Here is a 14,319-nt window from a genome sequence, read left to right as displayed (position 1 = left end):
ACCGGATGCTGGAGACCGTCAGGGAGTTCGGCCGGATGCGGCTGGAGGAGGCTGGCGAGGAGGAGCCGGCGTGGGCGGCGTTGCGGTCGTGGGCGACGGGCTACGCCTGCGGGCACGGCGCCGGCCTGTTCGGTCCCGGCCAGTTCGCTGCGGTCGACGCGCTGCGGGCCGAGGAGATCAACCTGACGGACCTGCTCCGCCGGGCGCTCGCCGAGCCCGATCCCGCCACGGCGGTCCAGCTGCTGTCCGGTCTGGGGGCGTTGTGGTCCGTCCGCGGCGACCATGCCAAGATCATCGCGCTCGGGCAGGCGATCAAGCAGGCCGTCACCGGCTGGTTCCCGCCGCCCGAGCTCGTCGAGATCACCCGGGCGGCCCTGGTGGTCACCGTCGTCAACGCCATGATCATGATGAGCGGCCACCGCGAGCCGCTGGACAACCTGCTCGGCCGCCTGCCCGTCGGCGACACGACGGATCCGCGCCTCGCGGCCACGGCCGAGGTGACGCTCGCGTTCAGCCGCCCGGGCGTCGCCGACCGGCGCGAACGGCTGGCCGAGCTGCGCCGCAGCCCTGACCGCCACGTGGCGCTGGCCGCGGCGCAGATGAGCGCCCACGTGCTGGAGAACGCGGGTGACCTGGCCGAGGCGATCGAGGCGACCGATCATGCCTTGACCCTGCTCCCCGACGACGAGAACCCGTGGCTCCAGGCGATCCTGAACTCCACGATGGCCCACCTGCTCATGCGGCACGGCGACCGGCGGCGGGCGGTCGGTCATGCGCGGGCCGCCCTGCCGGCCATCAGGCGGGTCGGCGCCACCGACGACGAGACGCAGCTGCGTTCGGTGCTGCTGGTGGCCGCGCTGGCCGACGGCGACCACGACACCGCCGAGACCGAACTCGCCGAGATGAACCTGGTCAACGCCCGTGAGCCGGTCCCCGGCAGCCTGGCGATCGCCTCGGTGTGCGCCGCCGAGATCGCGCTCGCCCGCGGCGACAGGGCCACCGCGCTCGCGGAGTACCGGCTGGCCGTCCGAGGGGCGCGCGACCAGCGGCTGCCGGGGCCGTCCGATCCGTGGCCGATCGTGGCCGAGGCGCTCGCCCTGACGGCGTACGCCTACCACGCGGAACCGGCGGATCTCCCGTACGGCGAGGAGCTGTTCCTGGCCTGCCTCACCCGGCGGGGGCCTGATGCGCTGAGCCAGGAAAGCCGGCTGCTCGACTATCCGGTCTGCGGCTCGCTGCTCTTCGCGATCGGCGCCTGGGGACTGCTCCGGGCCGCGCTCGCCCCGGACGACGCCGTCGCGCTGCTGGTGCTGGCCGAACGGTTCTCCTACCACGACATGATGGCCGGCATGGCCTTCGACCGGATCGAGCCGTACGCCGAGAAGGCCGCCCCCGGGGCCCTGGCCCGCGTCCGCGCCCGGTACGGCGACCGGCGGGGGGCCGGTCTGATCGGCGAGGCGCGGACGCTCGTCGCGCGGCTGTCCGGCCGCGGGTCACAGGTGCCGCTTGTAGCCCCGTACGGACAGCGGGGCGAAGACCCCGATGACGATCAGGCACGCCAGGACCGTCCAGGCCACCTCCCCGCTGACGACGGCGTCGTTGGCGAGGTCGCGGGTGGCCGTGACCAGGTGGGAGACCGGGTTGACGCGGACGAACGCGGCGAGCCAGCCGGGCAGCGTGTCGACGGGGACGAACGCGTTCGACAGGAAGGTCAACGGGAACAGGATCATCAGGGAGATGCCGTGCACGGCCTGGACGCTGCGGGCGATCGTGCCGAGCCAGGTGAAGACCCACGCCAGTGACCAGCCCGTGAAGACCGCCAGGACGATCCCGGCGAGCACCCCGGGGACCCCGCCCCCGGGGCGGTAGCCGATCAGCGCGCCCACGGCGAAGGTGAGGGTCGCCGCGATCGTGTACCGGACCAGGTCGGCCACCATCGGCCCGGCGAGCGGCGCGATCCGGGCGATCGGCAGCGACTTGAACCGGTCGAAGACGCCCTTCTCCATGTCCTCGCGCAGCTGCGTCCCGGTCACCATGCAGGTCGTCAGCACGGTCTGGGCGAGGATACCGGGGATCATCAACGGCAGGTAGCTTTGCACGTCGCCGGCGATCGCGCCGCCGAAGATGTACGCGAACATCGCGGTGAACAGGATGGGCTGCAACGCCACGTCGAAGAACTGCTCGGGGTTGCGGAGCATCTTCTTGACGGACCGCCAGGCCATCGACAGCGTCTGGTCGAGCGTCTCCCCGACGGAGACGCGCCGCCGCGCCGCCGCCACCCGGTCGGCCGGGCGGACGGTCTCCCGGTCCGGTGTGATCGTGGCGCTCATCGGTTCTCCTCCGCGTCCGTCCCGTGGCCCGTCAGGGCTAGGAACACTTCGTCCAGGCTGGGTTTGGCCACGCTCACCGACGAGATCGAGAGCCCGGCGGCCCGCAGCGCGATCAGCACGTCGGCGGCCAGGTCGGCCTGGTCGAGCGGGACGTTGAGCCGGCCCTTCTCGGGGCTGAGCACCGGATCGGCGCCGATGACCCGACGGACCGCCTCGGCGGCGGCCGGCGACTCGGCGGGCTCGGCGAGCACCAGCTGCAGGGTGGCGTTGCCGACCGCCGTCTTCAGCTCGTCGGGCGTGCCTTCGGCCACCTTGCGGCCATGGTCGATGACGGCGATCCGATCGGCGAGCTGGTCGGCCTCGTCGAGATACTGCGTGGTCAGCAGGACCGTGCAGCCGTCGGCGACCAGGCCGCGGATCGTGGCCCACATCTGGCCGCGGGTACGCGGGTCGAGGCCGGTGGTCGGCTCGTCCAGGAAGATCAGCGGCGGCCTGGTGATCAGGCTGGCGGCCAGGTCGAGGCGGCGCCGCATCCCGCCGGAGAACTGCGCGATCGGCTGGTCCGCGGCCTCCTCCAGGCCGAACTGGCCGAGCAGCCCGTCGGCGATCCGCCTGGCCCGCGAGGACGGGATGCCCTGCAGGCGGGCGAAGAGCCACAGGTTCTCGCGCGCGGTCAGGTTCTCGTCCACCGACGCGTACTGCCCGGTGACGCCCACGAGCTGCCGGATCACGTGCGGCTCGCCGGCCACGTCGACCCCGAAGATCCGCGCGTGGCCCGCGTCGATCGGCAGCAGGGTCGACAGCATCCGCAGCATCGTGGTCTTGCCGGCGCCGTTCGGCCCGAGGACGCCGAAGATCTCGCCGGACCGCACCTCCAGGTCGATCCCGTCCACGGCGCGCTGCTCGCCGAACGCCTTGACCAGCCCCGCGGCCAGCACAGCCTGTTCCGTCCCGCCGGGGGGCGCGGCGCCGTCCCCGGTACGGCCGAGTTCTGTGATGTTCATGGCCACACCATCGGCGCCGCCGGTTTCACGGCCCCCTCGCGGCGGTTTCAGCGGGCCGCGCCCAGCTTCTGATCGCCCTGTCGACCGACCCTCAGGCGCTCGCCGTGGCCGTCGAGGAGCTCACCCCCTGACGGGGGTCACCAGCCCAGCTCGTCGCAGCCGCTGTGGTCGGCGGGCTCGACCTGGAGGGTGGCGTGGGCCACGCCGTGTCGCCTGAGCAGCAGGTCGCGCGCCTGGTCGAGCACCGCGTGGTGGTCGCTCTGGTCGGCGGTGACCAGGTGGGCGGTGGCGACGTTCATGCCGGAGGTGAGGGTCCACAGGTGCAGGTCGTGCACGTCCCGTACGCCGTCGATGGCGGCCAGGTCGCCGGCCACGGCGGTGGCGTCGATCCCCTCGGGCACGTGCTGGCCGAGCACGGCGAAGACCTGTCGCCCGAGCGCCACGGCCCGGACGGCGACGAAGACGCCGATCGCCAGGGCGACGACGGTGTCCCAGAAGGACTGGCCGGTGGAGGCCACCAGCCAGCCGGCGACGATGACGCCGACGGAGCCGGCGGTGTCGGCCACGACCTCCAGGTAGGCGCCCTTGACGTTGAGGCTCTCGGCGGCCCCGGCGCGCAGCAGCAGCAGGGCCACCAGGTTGACGGCCAGGCCGATGGCGCCGACGACCAGCATCGGGCCGGAGGAGACCTCGGCGGGGGCGCCGATGCGGCCGATCGCCTCGGCCGCCACGTAGACGGCGACGACGAGCATCAGGATCACGGCCAGCAGGGAGGCGAACACCTCGGCGCGGTAGGAGCCGTAGCTGCGCCGGCCGGTGGTGTCGGGGCGGGTGGCGATCCGCGTGGCGACCAGCGCCGCACCGAGGGTGACCACGTCGGCGGCCATGTGACCGGCGTCCGACAGCAGCGCCAGCGAGCCGGACAGGAGGCCGTAGGCCAGCTCGACCAGGAAGAAGGCGCCGATCAGGGCGAAGGAGACCGCCAGCCGCCAGCGGTGGCGGCCGCCCGCGTGTCCGTGCCCGTGGCCGTGGCCCATCACTCGCTCCCGTCGCGTTCCGGGTGGATCGCCTCGGTGTGCTGGATGTGGGCCAGGGCGAGGTCCAGCAGCATTCGCACGTGCGGGTCCTCCAGCCGGTAGTAGGCCATCCGGCCGGAGCGGCGGGCGGCCACGATGCGATGGGCGCGCAGCAGGCGCAGGGCGTGGGAGACGGCGGACTCGCTCTGGCCGGTCACCGCCGCGAGGTCGCACACGCACAGCTCGCCGTCGAGCAGCGCGACCAGCAGCCGGAGCCGGTTGGGGTCCGACAGCAGGCCGAAGACGTCCGCGGTGTCGATCAGGTCTCCGGCGTCGGGCATCCGCTCGCGCACGGCGGTGACCCGGTCGGGGTCGACCACCTTGACGGTGCAGCCGTCGATGGACAACGCACTCTCATCTGAAGACCTATTCACATATCAAAGGTTAGGCGATGCCCTGGATCACCTGTCAAGAGGCGCGTCGCGCTCCACGGCCCCGAGCGGCCTGGCGACGGCGTGGTAGGCCAGCAGCGCGGCTCCCGCGAAGAAGACGAGGTTGTGCCCGTACTTGGCCATGAGCGAGACGTCGCCCAGGGGGACCACGAGGAACCCCACCACGCACCGCCCCAGCAGGGCCCCGGCGGCGAGAGCCGCGACGTGCCGGTCTCCCCAGCGGGGTGACCGCGCCAGGATGCTGACCAGGGCCGCCGCCGCCGCGAGGACGGCGAGCCCGCAGGCGAAGCCCGCCCAGGTCTCCGGCACGACGTTGAAGACCAGCGCCGCCACCAGGCTGACGACCAGGACCACGAGAGGCCGGGGTACGCGGACGTCCCGGGGGCGCGGCCGCCGCCGTCCGAGGGTGAAGGCGTAGACCACCAGCAGCGCCACGGCGACGGCCGACCCGGCCAGTTCGGCGGCCGAGGCGTGGTCCCGCTCGGTGCGCAGGTGTTCCGAGAGGATCAGCGCCGCCGCCCCGGCATAGAGCGCCACCGCCACCACCAGGCCCGGCACGCGCAGCCATGGCCGCCCCGCCGCCTCGGGGCGCAAGGACTCCACCAGTGCGATCGGCACGCAGTAGCTCCAGATGACGTGCCCGGCGATGAACGACATCGCGTAGTAGGCGCTGAACCCGAGCGGTCCGACCAGAGTCGACAGGTACGTGCCGGACCAGCCCTCGATGTCCCGGTAGGAGTCGCTGAACAACGACTGGTCGATCATGCCGGCCTGGACGATGCCGAACGCGGCGGCGAGCGCCAGCATGCCCGGCCAGCCCACCCCGCGGCGCCGCGCCGCCTCACGGATCAGCAGTGCCGGGGCGCCGTACAGCGGGGCGAAGATCACGAGCCCGGCGACGAGGGCGAGCGGGTCTCCCGTGCTGGTGTCGTAACCGGTGACGTACTCGGCGCTCACCGGGGCCAGGAGCAACAGCGCGGCGGCGAGCGGCAGGCGCACTCGGGCGGGCGTCACGGTGAGGTGCATGCGGTGAAGCTAGGTCCCGGACACCGGAGCGCACATCCGTCTTCGGTCGGGGCCCGGCGACGAAAGTATCGAAGCCGGTGAGCGCTCCAGGCGCTCAGTGATGCCGCGTCGACTCGATCCGGCCGCCCAGCCGGGTGCGCAGGCTCTCCAGCACCGGCGGCTCCGAGACGACCACCCAGCGCTCGCCCACCAGGTAGCTGCCCCCGTACGGCTGGGCGGCGTCCAGCCAGTCGCGCTGGCCCTTGCCCGTCGCGAAGGTGACCAGGGTGGCGCGGTTGCTGGAGGTCTGACAGGCGGCCTGCCGCAGCTCCTCGGCGTCGACCTGCACGTCGGGCCGGGGGCAGCCGAGAGCGGCGCCGAGCTGGTCGATGCTCTGCTCGGTCGCCTCCGGCGCCGGAGGGCCGCCGGCGGCCGGTGGCGCCGCATGGCCGCCGTGATGAGCCGGCGGACGCGCCCCGGTCTCCGACGCCCCGCAGGCGGTGAGGGACGCGCCCAGGACCACGGCGCAGGCGACGCCGAGCAGCTTGCCGGGATGGATCGTCATGGTGCCCCTTCGGTGCGCGGGCCGAGCTCTCTTCTCTCAGAGATACGCAGCCCGCGCCGAGAGGTTCGACTCATCCGGACTTGAGCGGGTCGTGGCCCCAGTTCATCAGCGAGTAGCGCCACCGGGTCTCCCGGACGTCGCCTGAGGGCCGCTGCGCCAGGTGCCGGTGGACGTAGCCGACCACCTTGCGCATGTGCGCGTAGTCCTGATCGGTGAGGGACGACCGCCTGGCGCGCAGGAGCTCGACGATCCTGCGGCCGGACGCGTGCCCGGTGGACTCGCCGCCGTCGTCCTTCTGGCCCACCGCCTGGGACTCGTCCGTGGCCAGCCAGCCTTCCAGCTCGCGGGCGGTCATGTTGACCGCCCGGTCGAACTCGGCGACGACGGCCCGCCGCTCCTCCTCGGTCATCAGGAGTCCTTCTCCTGGCGCAGCGCCGACGGCCTGTGCACGGCCTTCTTGCCGCTCTTCTCGCTGCGCACCACGTACTGCGGATCGTCGGGCGAGGCGGCCACCGTGCGCCCGGCCTCGCGCTGCCTGCGGGTGAGCTTCTTCTCGACCTTGCCGTGGGCGGTGGAGCCGTGGCTCTTCCAGGTGACCTCGTCCCCCACCGAGGGCTCTTCCTTCCGCTTCTTCGTCATGAGCGGCGCCCTACCCGCGTCCGCCCCGGCACGCCCAGGCGCGGTCATGGATATGCCCATCATCGCGTCAAGGGCCTCACACCGTACGGACGAGCCGCCGCAGCCGGTCGGCCAGAGCGGCGCAGTCGGCGACGGTGACGGTGAGCCCGGGGTGACGCACCAGCCCCAGCGGCTCGCTGCCGCGCACCGGCTGCCGGAACCGCACGCACACGCCCTCGCGCACGTCAGAACCGAAGGTCAGCCCGCGGTCGGCCAGCGACATGCGCACCCCGATCGCCTTGATCGCCGAGTACGGGCCGGTCACGCTCACGTCCGTCACATTGGACAACGGGGACGCCACCTCCCAGGGCCCGAACCGCACCCGCAGCGCCTCCTCGGTCACCAGGACGTGGCTGTTGTCCGGCCGGACCCCCAGCATCCCCAGCCACGGGCCGAAGCGGCGGTCGAAGGCGAAGTCGTACCGCGTCTGCTCCATGGCCGTGGCCTGCCCGGACGCCGGACCGCCAAACCGTCACCCGACGTGGTTGCGCAGGCCCAGCTCGTCCGGGTACGGGGAGAAGAAGGTCTGCTCCTGGACGTAGGTCGCGGCCTCGCCGCGGGCGTGGTGGCGCAGCAGCGCGAGCGGCACGCTGAGCGCCACCCGGCGCGCCCGGTAGGAGCCGATGACCTCGGCCAGGTCGGCGCGGCGCACCGGGTCGAGCTCGTCGCCGAGCATGCCGAGGCAGTGCTGCAGGACGTTGACGTTGCGCCCGACCGACACCCGGACCGCCATCGCGGTGCGGAACGCCGTCCCGTACGCGCCGGCGAGCTCCTCACGCGGGCGGGTGCCCGCCTCGGCGACCACGCGGCCGGTCTCGCGGTAGCCCACGGGTGAGTGCGCGAGCAGCTGCATCTTGTGCCGGGACTGGAACGCCACCAGGTCGCGGGGCCGCCAGTCGCTCTCCAGCAGCTCACGCAGCCGCGCGAGGGCGAAGATCCGCTCGGTGAACGCCTCACGCAGCACGGCGTCGTTGAGCCGGCCCTCGTCCTCGACCGGCAGCAGCGGGTGCGCCTCGATCACCGCGTCGGCGAACAGCCCCCGGTGCTGCCGGGACAGGGCCGTGCTCCCGGCGTAGAGCGGGATGCCGTGGATGCCGCAGCTCGGGCTCTTGGCCTTGAACACGTACCCGTCGACGTCCAGCCGGGCGGACCGCTCGGCGGCCAGCGCCGTCATGGCCGGGGTGAGGTCGCGGCGGCTGGTGCGGGTCATGAGCCGGGGGCCGCCGGGGGACTGTTCGAGCCGCATCGACTCGCGGGGCGTCCCGAGGCCGATCTCCATCTCCGGGCAGATCGGCACCCAGTCGACGAACGGCTTCAGGTCGTCGGTGAGGTAGCGGGACCGGCTGTGATTGCCGTTGTGCCGTACGCGCTCGCCGAGCAGGCAGCTCGACACCGCCACTCGCGGCCTGCCCAGGCGCTGGTCCTCAGCCATGCCACACAAGCTGCCCACCACGGCCGCTCGCACGCCCCCCGCGCGCCTGCGTCCCGCCAGGTCACGGCGGCGCCGGGAGAATCTTGCCCCGATGCTCGGACGGCCATGACGCTCGTTTGGGACGCCACCGGGCACGTGCATCCGTGATCGCGACGGCTTCGAAAGACAGTGTGTGGAACAGACGAGAAGCGAACAGGCGGGACGCGTGGCCCTCGGGCCGGCACGCGCGCTGGGAGTCCTGTCCCTGCTGACCATGGTCGGCCTGCAGGTGGCGTCCGGGCTGGCCGCGCGGCCGGAACGGTTCACCGGGCTGATCGTCGCGGTGCTCGCCGTGTCCGCCGTCGCCTTCGCCGCCGGCGCGTGGGGGACGCGCAGGGCGCTGGCCGCGTTCGGCGCGGCCGTGCTGACCGGGTACGCGGCCGAGGTGGTCGGGGTGCTGACCGGCTTCCCGTTCGGCGCGTACGCCTACAGCGACGTGCTGTGGCCCCAGGTGGGCGGCGTGCCCCTCGTGGTGGCGGTGGCGTGGGGCGGCATGGGGCTCGCGGCGTACGCGGTGGCCGCCGCCATCGTCCCCTCCGGCGGCTGGGCCCGGGTCTGCGTGGGCGCGGCCGCGATGACGGCGTGGGACCTGTTCCTCGACCCGCAGATGGTCCGCCTCGGCCTGTGGACGTGGGCGGCGGACGACGGCTTCTACCGGGGCATCCCGCTCAGCAACTTCGCCGGCTGGCTGCTGGTGTCGGCCGTGGTCATGCTGGCCGCCGGGCGCATCGGCGGCGACGCCCCGCCGGGGCGCGGGCTGCTCGCGCTGTACACGGTCATGGCGGTCATGGAGACGGTCGCCTTCGCCGCGGTGTTCGACCCGACCGACCCGGTGGTGGCGGTGGTCGGCGGGATCACGATGGGCGCGTTCGCCGCGCTGGCCTGGAGGCGGACATGGCAGAAGTGACGGTGATCGGCGGCGGCGTGGGCGGTATGGCGTGCGCGCTGCTGCTGGCCCGCCGGGGACACGAGGTGCGGCTGTACGAGCAACTGCCCCGGCTGGGCGGCAAGCTGGCCGAGCACCACCGTGACGGGTTCACCTTCTCCCTCGGGCCGTCGCTGCTGACCATGCCCGGCCTCTTCCGCGAGCTGGGGCTGGAACGCGAGCTGATCGAACCGGACCCGCTGTGCCGGTACCGGTTCGCCGACGGCACGGTGCTGGACGCCCACCGCGACCCCGAGCGCATGGCCGAAGCGGTGGACCGGCTGGCCCCGGGCGAGGGGCGGGCGTGGCGCGCCTTCCACGACTGGGCCCGCGGCGCGCTGGAGGCGGCGAACCGGACGGTGTTCGCCGGGCCGCTGATCCGGCGCCCCGGCGAGGCCCGGCTCTCCGACCTGCTGGCCGTGGCGCCCGCGCGCACGCTCGACGGCCTGGCCCGCCGCCACTTCCGTGACGCCCGGCTGCGGCAGTACGTCGGCCGCTACGCCACCTACGCCGGGTCCAGCCCGTACCGCGCGCCCGCCGCGCTGGGCTGCGTCCCCGCGCTGGAGCACGGCCAGGGCGTCTGGTACGCGCCGGGCGGCCTGCCCCGGCTGGCCGACGACCTGGGCCTGCTGCTGAAGGCCGCCGGCGTGCAGGTGTTCCTGTCCGAGCCCGTCGAGGCGATCGAGGCCGGCGGCTCCGCCGTCACAGGGGTGCGACTGGCGAGCGGGGAGAGGGTCCGGGCGGACGTCGTGGTCGCCAACACCGACGCCGCCGCGCTGTACGGCCGCCTGCTGCCCGATCGCGGGCGGCTGCGCCGGATCGCCCGGCTGGGTCGCTCGTCGTCGGCGCTGCTGGTGCTGGCCGGAGTGGAGGGGCGCACGCCCGGGCTGCCGCACCACTCGGTGCTGTTCTCGGCGGACTACGAACGGGAGTTCGCCGACATCTTCGACCGCGGCCGCCCGCCTCTGGACCCGACGGTCTACGTCGGCTGCTCGGCGGTGGACGACCCGACGCAGGCCCCGGCTGGCGCGGAGAACTGGACGATGCTGGTCAACGTGCCCGCCCGCGACCCCGGCCGGTGGCCGATCGGCGTGGAGGCGTACCGGGACCTGGTCCTGGAACGGCTGGCCGAGCGCGGGCACGACCTGGCGGGCCGGATGCGCTTCGCCGACGTCTTCACCCCGGCGGACCTGCGCGACCGCTACGGGGCCTGGGGCGGCGCCATCTACGGCAGCGCCTACCGGGGCCGGACGTCGGCCTTCCTGCGCCCCGGCAACCGCGGCCCCCGGCGCGGCCTGTACCTGGTCGGCGGCTCCGCGCACCCGGGCGGCGGGCTGCCCATGGTGACCCTGGGCGCCCGCATCGTGGCCGACCTGGTGACCCAGGACTTCCACCCAGCACCGCCCACGACCACCGACCTGCGAGGCGGTTCGCGGTGAGGCGGCGGTGCCTGGGACGGCTCGCGGTGAGGCGGTGGTGCGTGTGGGACGGTTCGCGGTGAGGCCGTTGACGGTCGTGCAGGGGGTCGCCGCCGGCGTGGCGCTGGCCAGGCTCGCGCGGGGCCGGCGGCGGCTGCCGCCGCTCCGGCCGCGCGGCGACGCGGGCGTGACGATCTCCGTGGTGATTCCCGCGCGCGACGAGGCGGCCAGGATCGGGCCGTGCCTGCGGGCCGCGCTCGGCGACCCGGCCGTCACCGAGGTGATCGTGGTCGACGACGGCTCCACCGACGGTACGGCCGAGGTCGCGGCGGCGGCCGGGGCCAAGGTCGTCACCGCCGAGCCGCTGCCCGGCGGCTGGGTGGGCAAGCAGTGGGCGCTGCGTCAGGGGGTGGCGGCGGCCGGCGGCGAGGTCGTGGTCACGCTGGACGCCGACGCGCGGCCGGGGCCCGGACTGTTCGGCGCGCTCGCGGCCACGCTGGAGCGCTACGACCTGGTGAGCGCGGCCCCCCGGTTCGTCTGCGACGGCGTGCTGGAACAGGCCCTGCACGCCGCCATGCTGGCGACGCTGGTCTACCGGTTCGGGCCCGTCGGCCCCGCGAGCCCGCCGCCGCCGCACCGCACCGTCGCCAACGGCCAGTGCATGGCCTTCCGCCGGGCCCGGATGACCGACGTGGATGGGTTCGCGCTGGTACGCGACCGGATGACCGACGACGTGGCCCTGGCCCGGTGCCTGGCTGGCCGAGGCTGGACGGTCGGCTTCCTGGACGCGGGCAGCCTGCTGGAGGTCGACATGCACGACTCGGTGGGCGAGCTGTGGCGTGAGTGGGGCCGCTCGCTCCCGCTGCGCGACGTCACCGCCCCCGGCTGGCAGGCCGCCGACCTGGCCGTCATCTGGCTGACCGGGGCGCTGCCGGTGCTCCGCCTGGCGGCCGGCCGCGCCACCCGCCTGGACGCGGCGCTGCTGGCGGTGCGGCTGCTGCTCGCGGGCGCGCTGCGCGGCAGCTACCGCGACCCTGGACCGGGACTGCTGCTCTCGCCGCTGCTCGACCCCGCCGCGGCGTTCCGGCTCACCCAGGCGACGCTGCGCCCCGTACGGACCTGGCGCGGTCGTACGTACCCGGACGTCAGCGGCGGCGGGCGGCGAGCGCGGCCTGACCGAAGCGCAGACCGATGAGGCACATCAGCAGCCCGGTGGCCGCCACCAGCTCCACCGGCGCGAACAGCAGCTGCAGCACCGGCACGCCGAACACCGCCAGGCGCGCCCCCACCGCGAACGAACGCAGCGCCACGGCCGTGACCGCCAGCGCGGTGATCGCCAGCACGAACGCCGGAGGACAGATGACCGCGACGCCCCCCGCGAAGGTCAGGATCGACCGCCCGCCGCGGAAGCCGGCGAACACCGGCCACGCGTGGCCCACCATGGCCGCCGCCACCGCCAGGTACACCGGCAGCACGCTCGCCCCGGTGACGACCCCCAGCGTGGCGGTGTCGGCGCCGCTGACCAGGAGGCCCACGAGGGCGGCCAGCGTGCCCTTGAGGAGGTCGCCGGCGAACACCGGCACCGCCGCCCGCCGGCCGAGCTGCTCCTTGACGTTCCAGTACCCGGGGTTGCGGTCGCCGATGTCGCGCGGGTCGACGCCGTGCGCCCGCGCCACCAGGACCGCCACCGGCACCGAGCCGAGCAGGTAGCCGGCGATGACCGACACCAGCACCTCAACCATCGCGTCCTTCCACCTCATCCGGTACGACAGCGCCCGCGCGATGCGGCACATGGCCTTCGACCGGCCGCTGCTGCGACGGGCCGGCGGGCTGCTGTTCTGGCGGCTGCTCGGCACCGGCCAGGGCCGGGCCATGTCCCTGGGCGCCGACCTGCGCCGGTGGGCGCTGTTCGCGGTCTGGCGCGGCGAGGACGATCTGGACGCCTTCCTGCGCGCCTCGCCGATCGCGGCCCGCTGGCGGTCGGAGGCGTCCGAGTTCTGGCAGGTGCGGCTCGCCCCGACGGCTTCGCGCGGCGCCTGGTCGGGCCGCGACCCCTTCGCCCTCCCACCGCCATCCGGCGACACTCCCGCGGAACCCCAGAGGGTCGAACGTGCTTTCGGCTCCGGGGGTGAGGGGACGTCCGCGGGGCGCGGGGGGCCGGTGGCCGTGCTCACCAGGGCGTCGATCCGGCCCCGCCGCCTGGTCGCGTTCTACCGGTCGGTGCCGCCGGTCGACGAGCTGCTGCGGCGGCAGGACGGCTGCCTGGCCTCGATCGGCGTCGGCGAGTGGCCGCTGGCCCGGCAGGCGACGTTCTCCCTGTGGCGGGACCGGGAGGCGGTGCGCGCCTTCGCCTACCGGGGCGAGGCGCACCGGCAGGTCATCGAGCGGGTGCGGGCGGACGACTGGTACGCCGAGGAACTGTTCGCCCGCTTCACCCCGTACGCCGCCGAAGGCACCTGGGACGGGATCGACCCGCTGCGCTGAGCCGGTCATGACACCGGTTCCGCCACGGCCTCGATGCCGGCCGCCGGGTCCTGCGCCGCCAGCGCGTGCGCCACCACGCAGGCGCGGGCGATCGTGGCCGCGGGGGAGGAGCCGTGCGCGACGACGACCGTGCCGCGCAGGCCCAGGAGGGCGGCCCCGCCGTGGGTCTCCGGGTCGTAGCGGCGGGCGACCTCGGTGAGCCGTTCCGGGGAGGCGATGCCGGCCTGGGCGACCATGGTCAGCGCCGTGCGGACGCAGCCTTCGACGTTCTTCAGCACGACGTTGCCGGTGAAGCCGTCGGTGACGATCACGTCGACGGTGCCCGCCAGCACGTCGTGGCCCTCCACGTTGCCGTGGAAGCGCAGCGGCAGGGCGGCGAGCAGGTCCCCGGCGCGGCGGGTCAGCCGGTTGCCCTTGCCCGGCTCGGAGCCGATCGACAGCAGCCCCACCAGCGGGTCGGGGCGGCCCAGCACGGTCCGCGCGTAGCCCGCGCCCAACTGGGCGAACTGGGCGACCATGGCCGGGGTCGGGTCTGCGGTCGCGCCCGCGTCCACGAGCACGCTGGCGCCGCCCGTCAGCGAGGGCAGGGCCACGGCCAGAGCGGGCCGCAGCACCCCGTCGGCCCGGCCGATGCCGCGCACCGCGCACGAGACCACCGCGCCGGTGGACCCGGCGGAGACGAACGCCCCGCCCTCGCCCCGGCTGACCAGCTCGCAGCCCACGGCGAGGCTCGACGTCGTCAGCGTCGCGGCGGCGGCGCCGCGCTCGGCCATCGGCACGGCGTCCTCGGCGTGCACCACCGGGATCTCCCCGGCGGCGCCGTGCCCGCGCAGCTCCCGTTCCACCCGGTCCCGATCGCCGACCAGGACCACCGGCACCCCGTGCGTCCGCCACGCCGACACGGCGCCGGCGACCGTGGCGGCCGGCCCGTGGTCGCCGCCCATCGCGTCCAGGACCACCGGTGCTCCCAC

General features: G+C 74.4%; 16 protein-coding genes. 4 read left to right on the top strand and 12 right to left on the bottom strand.

Annotation, left to right across the window (positions count from 1 at the left end):
- Window positions 1-1,493: 1,493 nt before the first annotated feature.
- From OUY22_RS01790 to OUY22_RS01745, 10 genes are all read right to left on the bottom strand, one after another.
- The gene (locus OUY22_RS01790) at window positions 1,494-2,330 is read right to left on the bottom strand and encodes an ABC transporter permease (RefSeq protein WP_270152912.1); all 837 of its coding nucleotides are present in this window, start codon (window positions 2,328-2,330) and stop codon (window positions 1,494-1,496) included.
- Window positions 2,327-3,334, bottom strand: coding sequence for an ATP-binding cassette domain-containing protein (locus tag OUY22_RS01785; protein WP_270152911.1), 1,008 nt, complete (start codon window positions 3,332-3,334; stop codon window positions 2,327-2,329). Before OUY22_RS01785 ends, OUY22_RS01790 begins: the two co-directional genes overlap by 4 nt.
- A 137-nt stretch (window positions 3,335-3,471) precedes the next feature.
- Window positions 3,472-4,371, bottom strand: coding sequence for a cation diffusion facilitator family transporter (locus tag OUY22_RS01780; protein ID WP_270152910.1), 900 nt, complete (start codon window positions 4,369-4,371; stop codon window positions 3,472-3,474).
- Window positions 4,371-4,757 carry an ArsR/SmtB family transcription factor gene (locus OUY22_RS01775; RefSeq protein ID WP_270152909.1) on the bottom strand — a complete coding sequence of 129 codons (387 nt, stop codon included), beginning with the start codon at window positions 4,755-4,757 and terminating at the stop codon, window positions 4,371-4,373. The genes OUY22_RS01780 and OUY22_RS01775 overlap by 1 nt, the downstream gene beginning before the upstream one ends.
- 54 nt (window positions 4,758-4,811) lie before the next feature.
- Window positions 4,812-5,828, bottom strand: a complete 1,017-nt coding sequence (locus OUY22_RS01770; RefSeq protein WP_270152908.1) for a hypothetical protein — start codon at window positions 5,826-5,828, stop codon at window positions 4,812-4,814.
- 94 nt (window positions 5,829-5,922) lie between these two features.
- Window positions 5,923-6,372, bottom strand: coding sequence for a hypothetical protein (locus OUY22_RS01765; RefSeq protein ID WP_270152907.1), 450 nt, complete (start codon window positions 6,370-6,372; stop codon window positions 5,923-5,925).
- A gap of 70 nt (window positions 6,373-6,442) precedes the next feature.
- Entirely contained in the window at window positions 6,443-6,781 is a 339-nt protein-coding gene (locus OUY22_RS01760) for a DUF3140 domain-containing protein (protein WP_270152906.1), read from the bottom strand.
- Entirely contained in the window at window positions 6,781-7,011 is a 231-nt protein-coding gene (locus OUY22_RS01755) for a hypervirulence associated TUDOR domain-containing protein (RefSeq protein WP_270152905.1), read from the bottom strand. The genes OUY22_RS01760 and OUY22_RS01755 overlap by 1 nt, the downstream gene beginning before the upstream one ends.
- Before the next feature lie 76 nt (window positions 7,012-7,087).
- Window positions 7,088-7,486, bottom strand: coding sequence for a hypothetical protein (locus tag OUY22_RS01750; RefSeq protein WP_270152904.1), 399 nt, complete (start codon window positions 7,484-7,486; stop codon window positions 7,088-7,090).
- 36 nt (window positions 7,487-7,522) lie between these two features.
- Window positions 7,523-8,482: a YbgA family protein gene (locus OUY22_RS01745; protein WP_270152903.1), complete on the bottom strand. Its 960-nt coding sequence runs from the start codon at window positions 8,480-8,482 to the stop codon at window positions 7,523-7,525.
- A gap of 172 nt (window positions 8,483-8,654) precedes the next feature.
- Between OUY22_RS01745 and OUY22_RS01740 the strand changes: the two genes are divergently transcribed.
- The 3 genes from OUY22_RS01740 to OUY22_RS01730 are packed head-to-tail and all read left to right on the top strand — an operon-like array spanning window position 8,655 to window position 12,059.
- A complete protein-coding gene (locus tag OUY22_RS01740) occupies window positions 8,655-9,428 on the top strand; it encodes a carotenoid biosynthesis protein (RefSeq protein WP_270152902.1) in 774 nt (257 codons plus the stop codon).
- A complete protein-coding gene (locus OUY22_RS01735; RefSeq protein WP_270152901.1) occupies window positions 9,416-10,885 on the top strand; it encodes a phytoene desaturase family protein in 1,470 nt (489 codons plus the stop codon). The genes OUY22_RS01740 and OUY22_RS01735 overlap by 13 nt, the downstream gene beginning before the upstream one ends.
- A 58-nt stretch (window positions 10,886-10,943) precedes the next feature.
- Window positions 10,944-12,059 carry a glycosyltransferase gene (locus OUY22_RS01730; RefSeq protein ID WP_270152900.1) on the top strand — a complete coding sequence of 372 codons (1,116 nt, stop codon included), beginning with the start codon at window positions 10,944-10,946 and terminating at the stop codon, window positions 12,057-12,059.
- On the opposite strand, the gene OUY22_RS01725 is transcribed toward OUY22_RS01730, so the two are convergent.
- Window positions 12,010-12,606 carry a glycerol-3-phosphate acyltransferase gene (locus OUY22_RS01725; RefSeq protein ID WP_270152899.1) on the bottom strand — a complete coding sequence of 199 codons (597 nt, stop codon included), beginning with the start codon at window positions 12,604-12,606 and terminating at the stop codon, window positions 12,010-12,012. The two genes, OUY22_RS01730 and OUY22_RS01725, sit on opposite strands and share 50 nt — an antisense overlap.
- Between OUY22_RS01725 and OUY22_RS01720 the strand changes: the two genes are divergently transcribed.
- Window positions 12,581-13,348: a spheroidene monooxygenase gene (locus OUY22_RS01720; protein ID WP_270152898.1), complete on the top strand. Its 768-nt coding sequence runs from the start codon at window positions 12,581-12,583 to the stop codon at window positions 13,346-13,348. The genes OUY22_RS01725 and OUY22_RS01720 overlap by 26 nt on opposite strands.
- Before the next feature lie 5 nt (window positions 13,349-13,353).
- On the opposite strand, the gene plsX is transcribed toward OUY22_RS01720, so the two are convergent.
- A complete protein-coding gene (gene plsX, locus OUY22_RS01715) occupies window positions 13,354-14,319 on the bottom strand; it encodes a phosphate acyltransferase PlsX (protein ID WP_270152897.1) in 966 nt (321 codons plus the stop codon).

It is taken from the genome of Nonomuraea corallina (assembly GCF_027620315.1).
GTDB lineage: Bacteria > Actinomycetota > Actinomycetes > Streptosporangiales > Streptosporangiaceae > Nonomuraea > Nonomuraea corallina.
The sequence above is the reverse complement of the archived record's forward strand: the minus strand, read 5'-3'. Positions and strand labels throughout refer to the sequence as shown.

Coding starts and splice junctions, on each gene's coding strand:
- OUY22_RS01790 (WP_270152912.1), bottom strand. CDS start 2,330: ATGAGCGCCACGATCACACCGGACCGGGAGACCGTCCGCCCGGCCGAC.
- OUY22_RS01785 (WP_270152911.1), bottom strand. CDS start 3,334: ATGAACATCACAGAACTCGGCCGTACCGGGGACGGCGCCGCGCCCCCC.
- OUY22_RS01780 (WP_270152910.1), bottom strand. CDS start 4,371: ATGGGCCACGGCCACGGGCACGGACACGCGGGCGGCCGCCACCGCTGG.
- OUY22_RS01770 (WP_270152908.1), bottom strand. CDS start 5,828: ATGCACCTCACCGTGACGCCCGCCCGAGTGCGCCTGCCGCTCGCCGCC.
- OUY22_RS01765 (WP_270152907.1), bottom strand. CDS start 6,372: ATGACGATCCATCCCGGCAAGCTGCTCGGCGTCGCCTGCGCCGTGGTC.
- OUY22_RS01760 (WP_270152906.1), bottom strand. CDS start 6,781: ATGACCGAGGAGGAGCGGCGGGCCGTCGTCGCCGAGTTCGACCGGGCG.
- OUY22_RS01755 (WP_270152905.1), bottom strand. CDS start 7,011: ATGACGAAGAAGCGGAAGGAAGAGCCCTCGGTGGGGGACGAGGTCACC.
- OUY22_RS01750 (WP_270152904.1), bottom strand. CDS start 7,486: ATGGAGCAGACGCGGTACGACTTCGCCTTCGACCGCCGCTTCGGCCCG.
- OUY22_RS01745 (WP_270152903.1), bottom strand. CDS start 8,482: ATGGCTGAGGACCAGCGCCTGGGCAGGCCGCGAGTGGCGGTGTCGAGC.
- OUY22_RS01735 (WP_270152901.1), top strand. CDS start 9,416: ATGGCAGAAGTGACGGTGATCGGCGGCGGCGTGGGCGGTATGGCGTGC.
- OUY22_RS01720 (WP_270152898.1), top strand. CDS start 12,581: ATGACCGACACCAGCACCTCAACCATCGCGTCCTTCCACCTCATCCGG.
- OUY22_RS01725 (WP_270152899.1), bottom strand. CDS start 12,606: ATGGTTGAGGTGCTGGTGTCGGTCATCGCCGGCTACCTGCTCGGCTCG.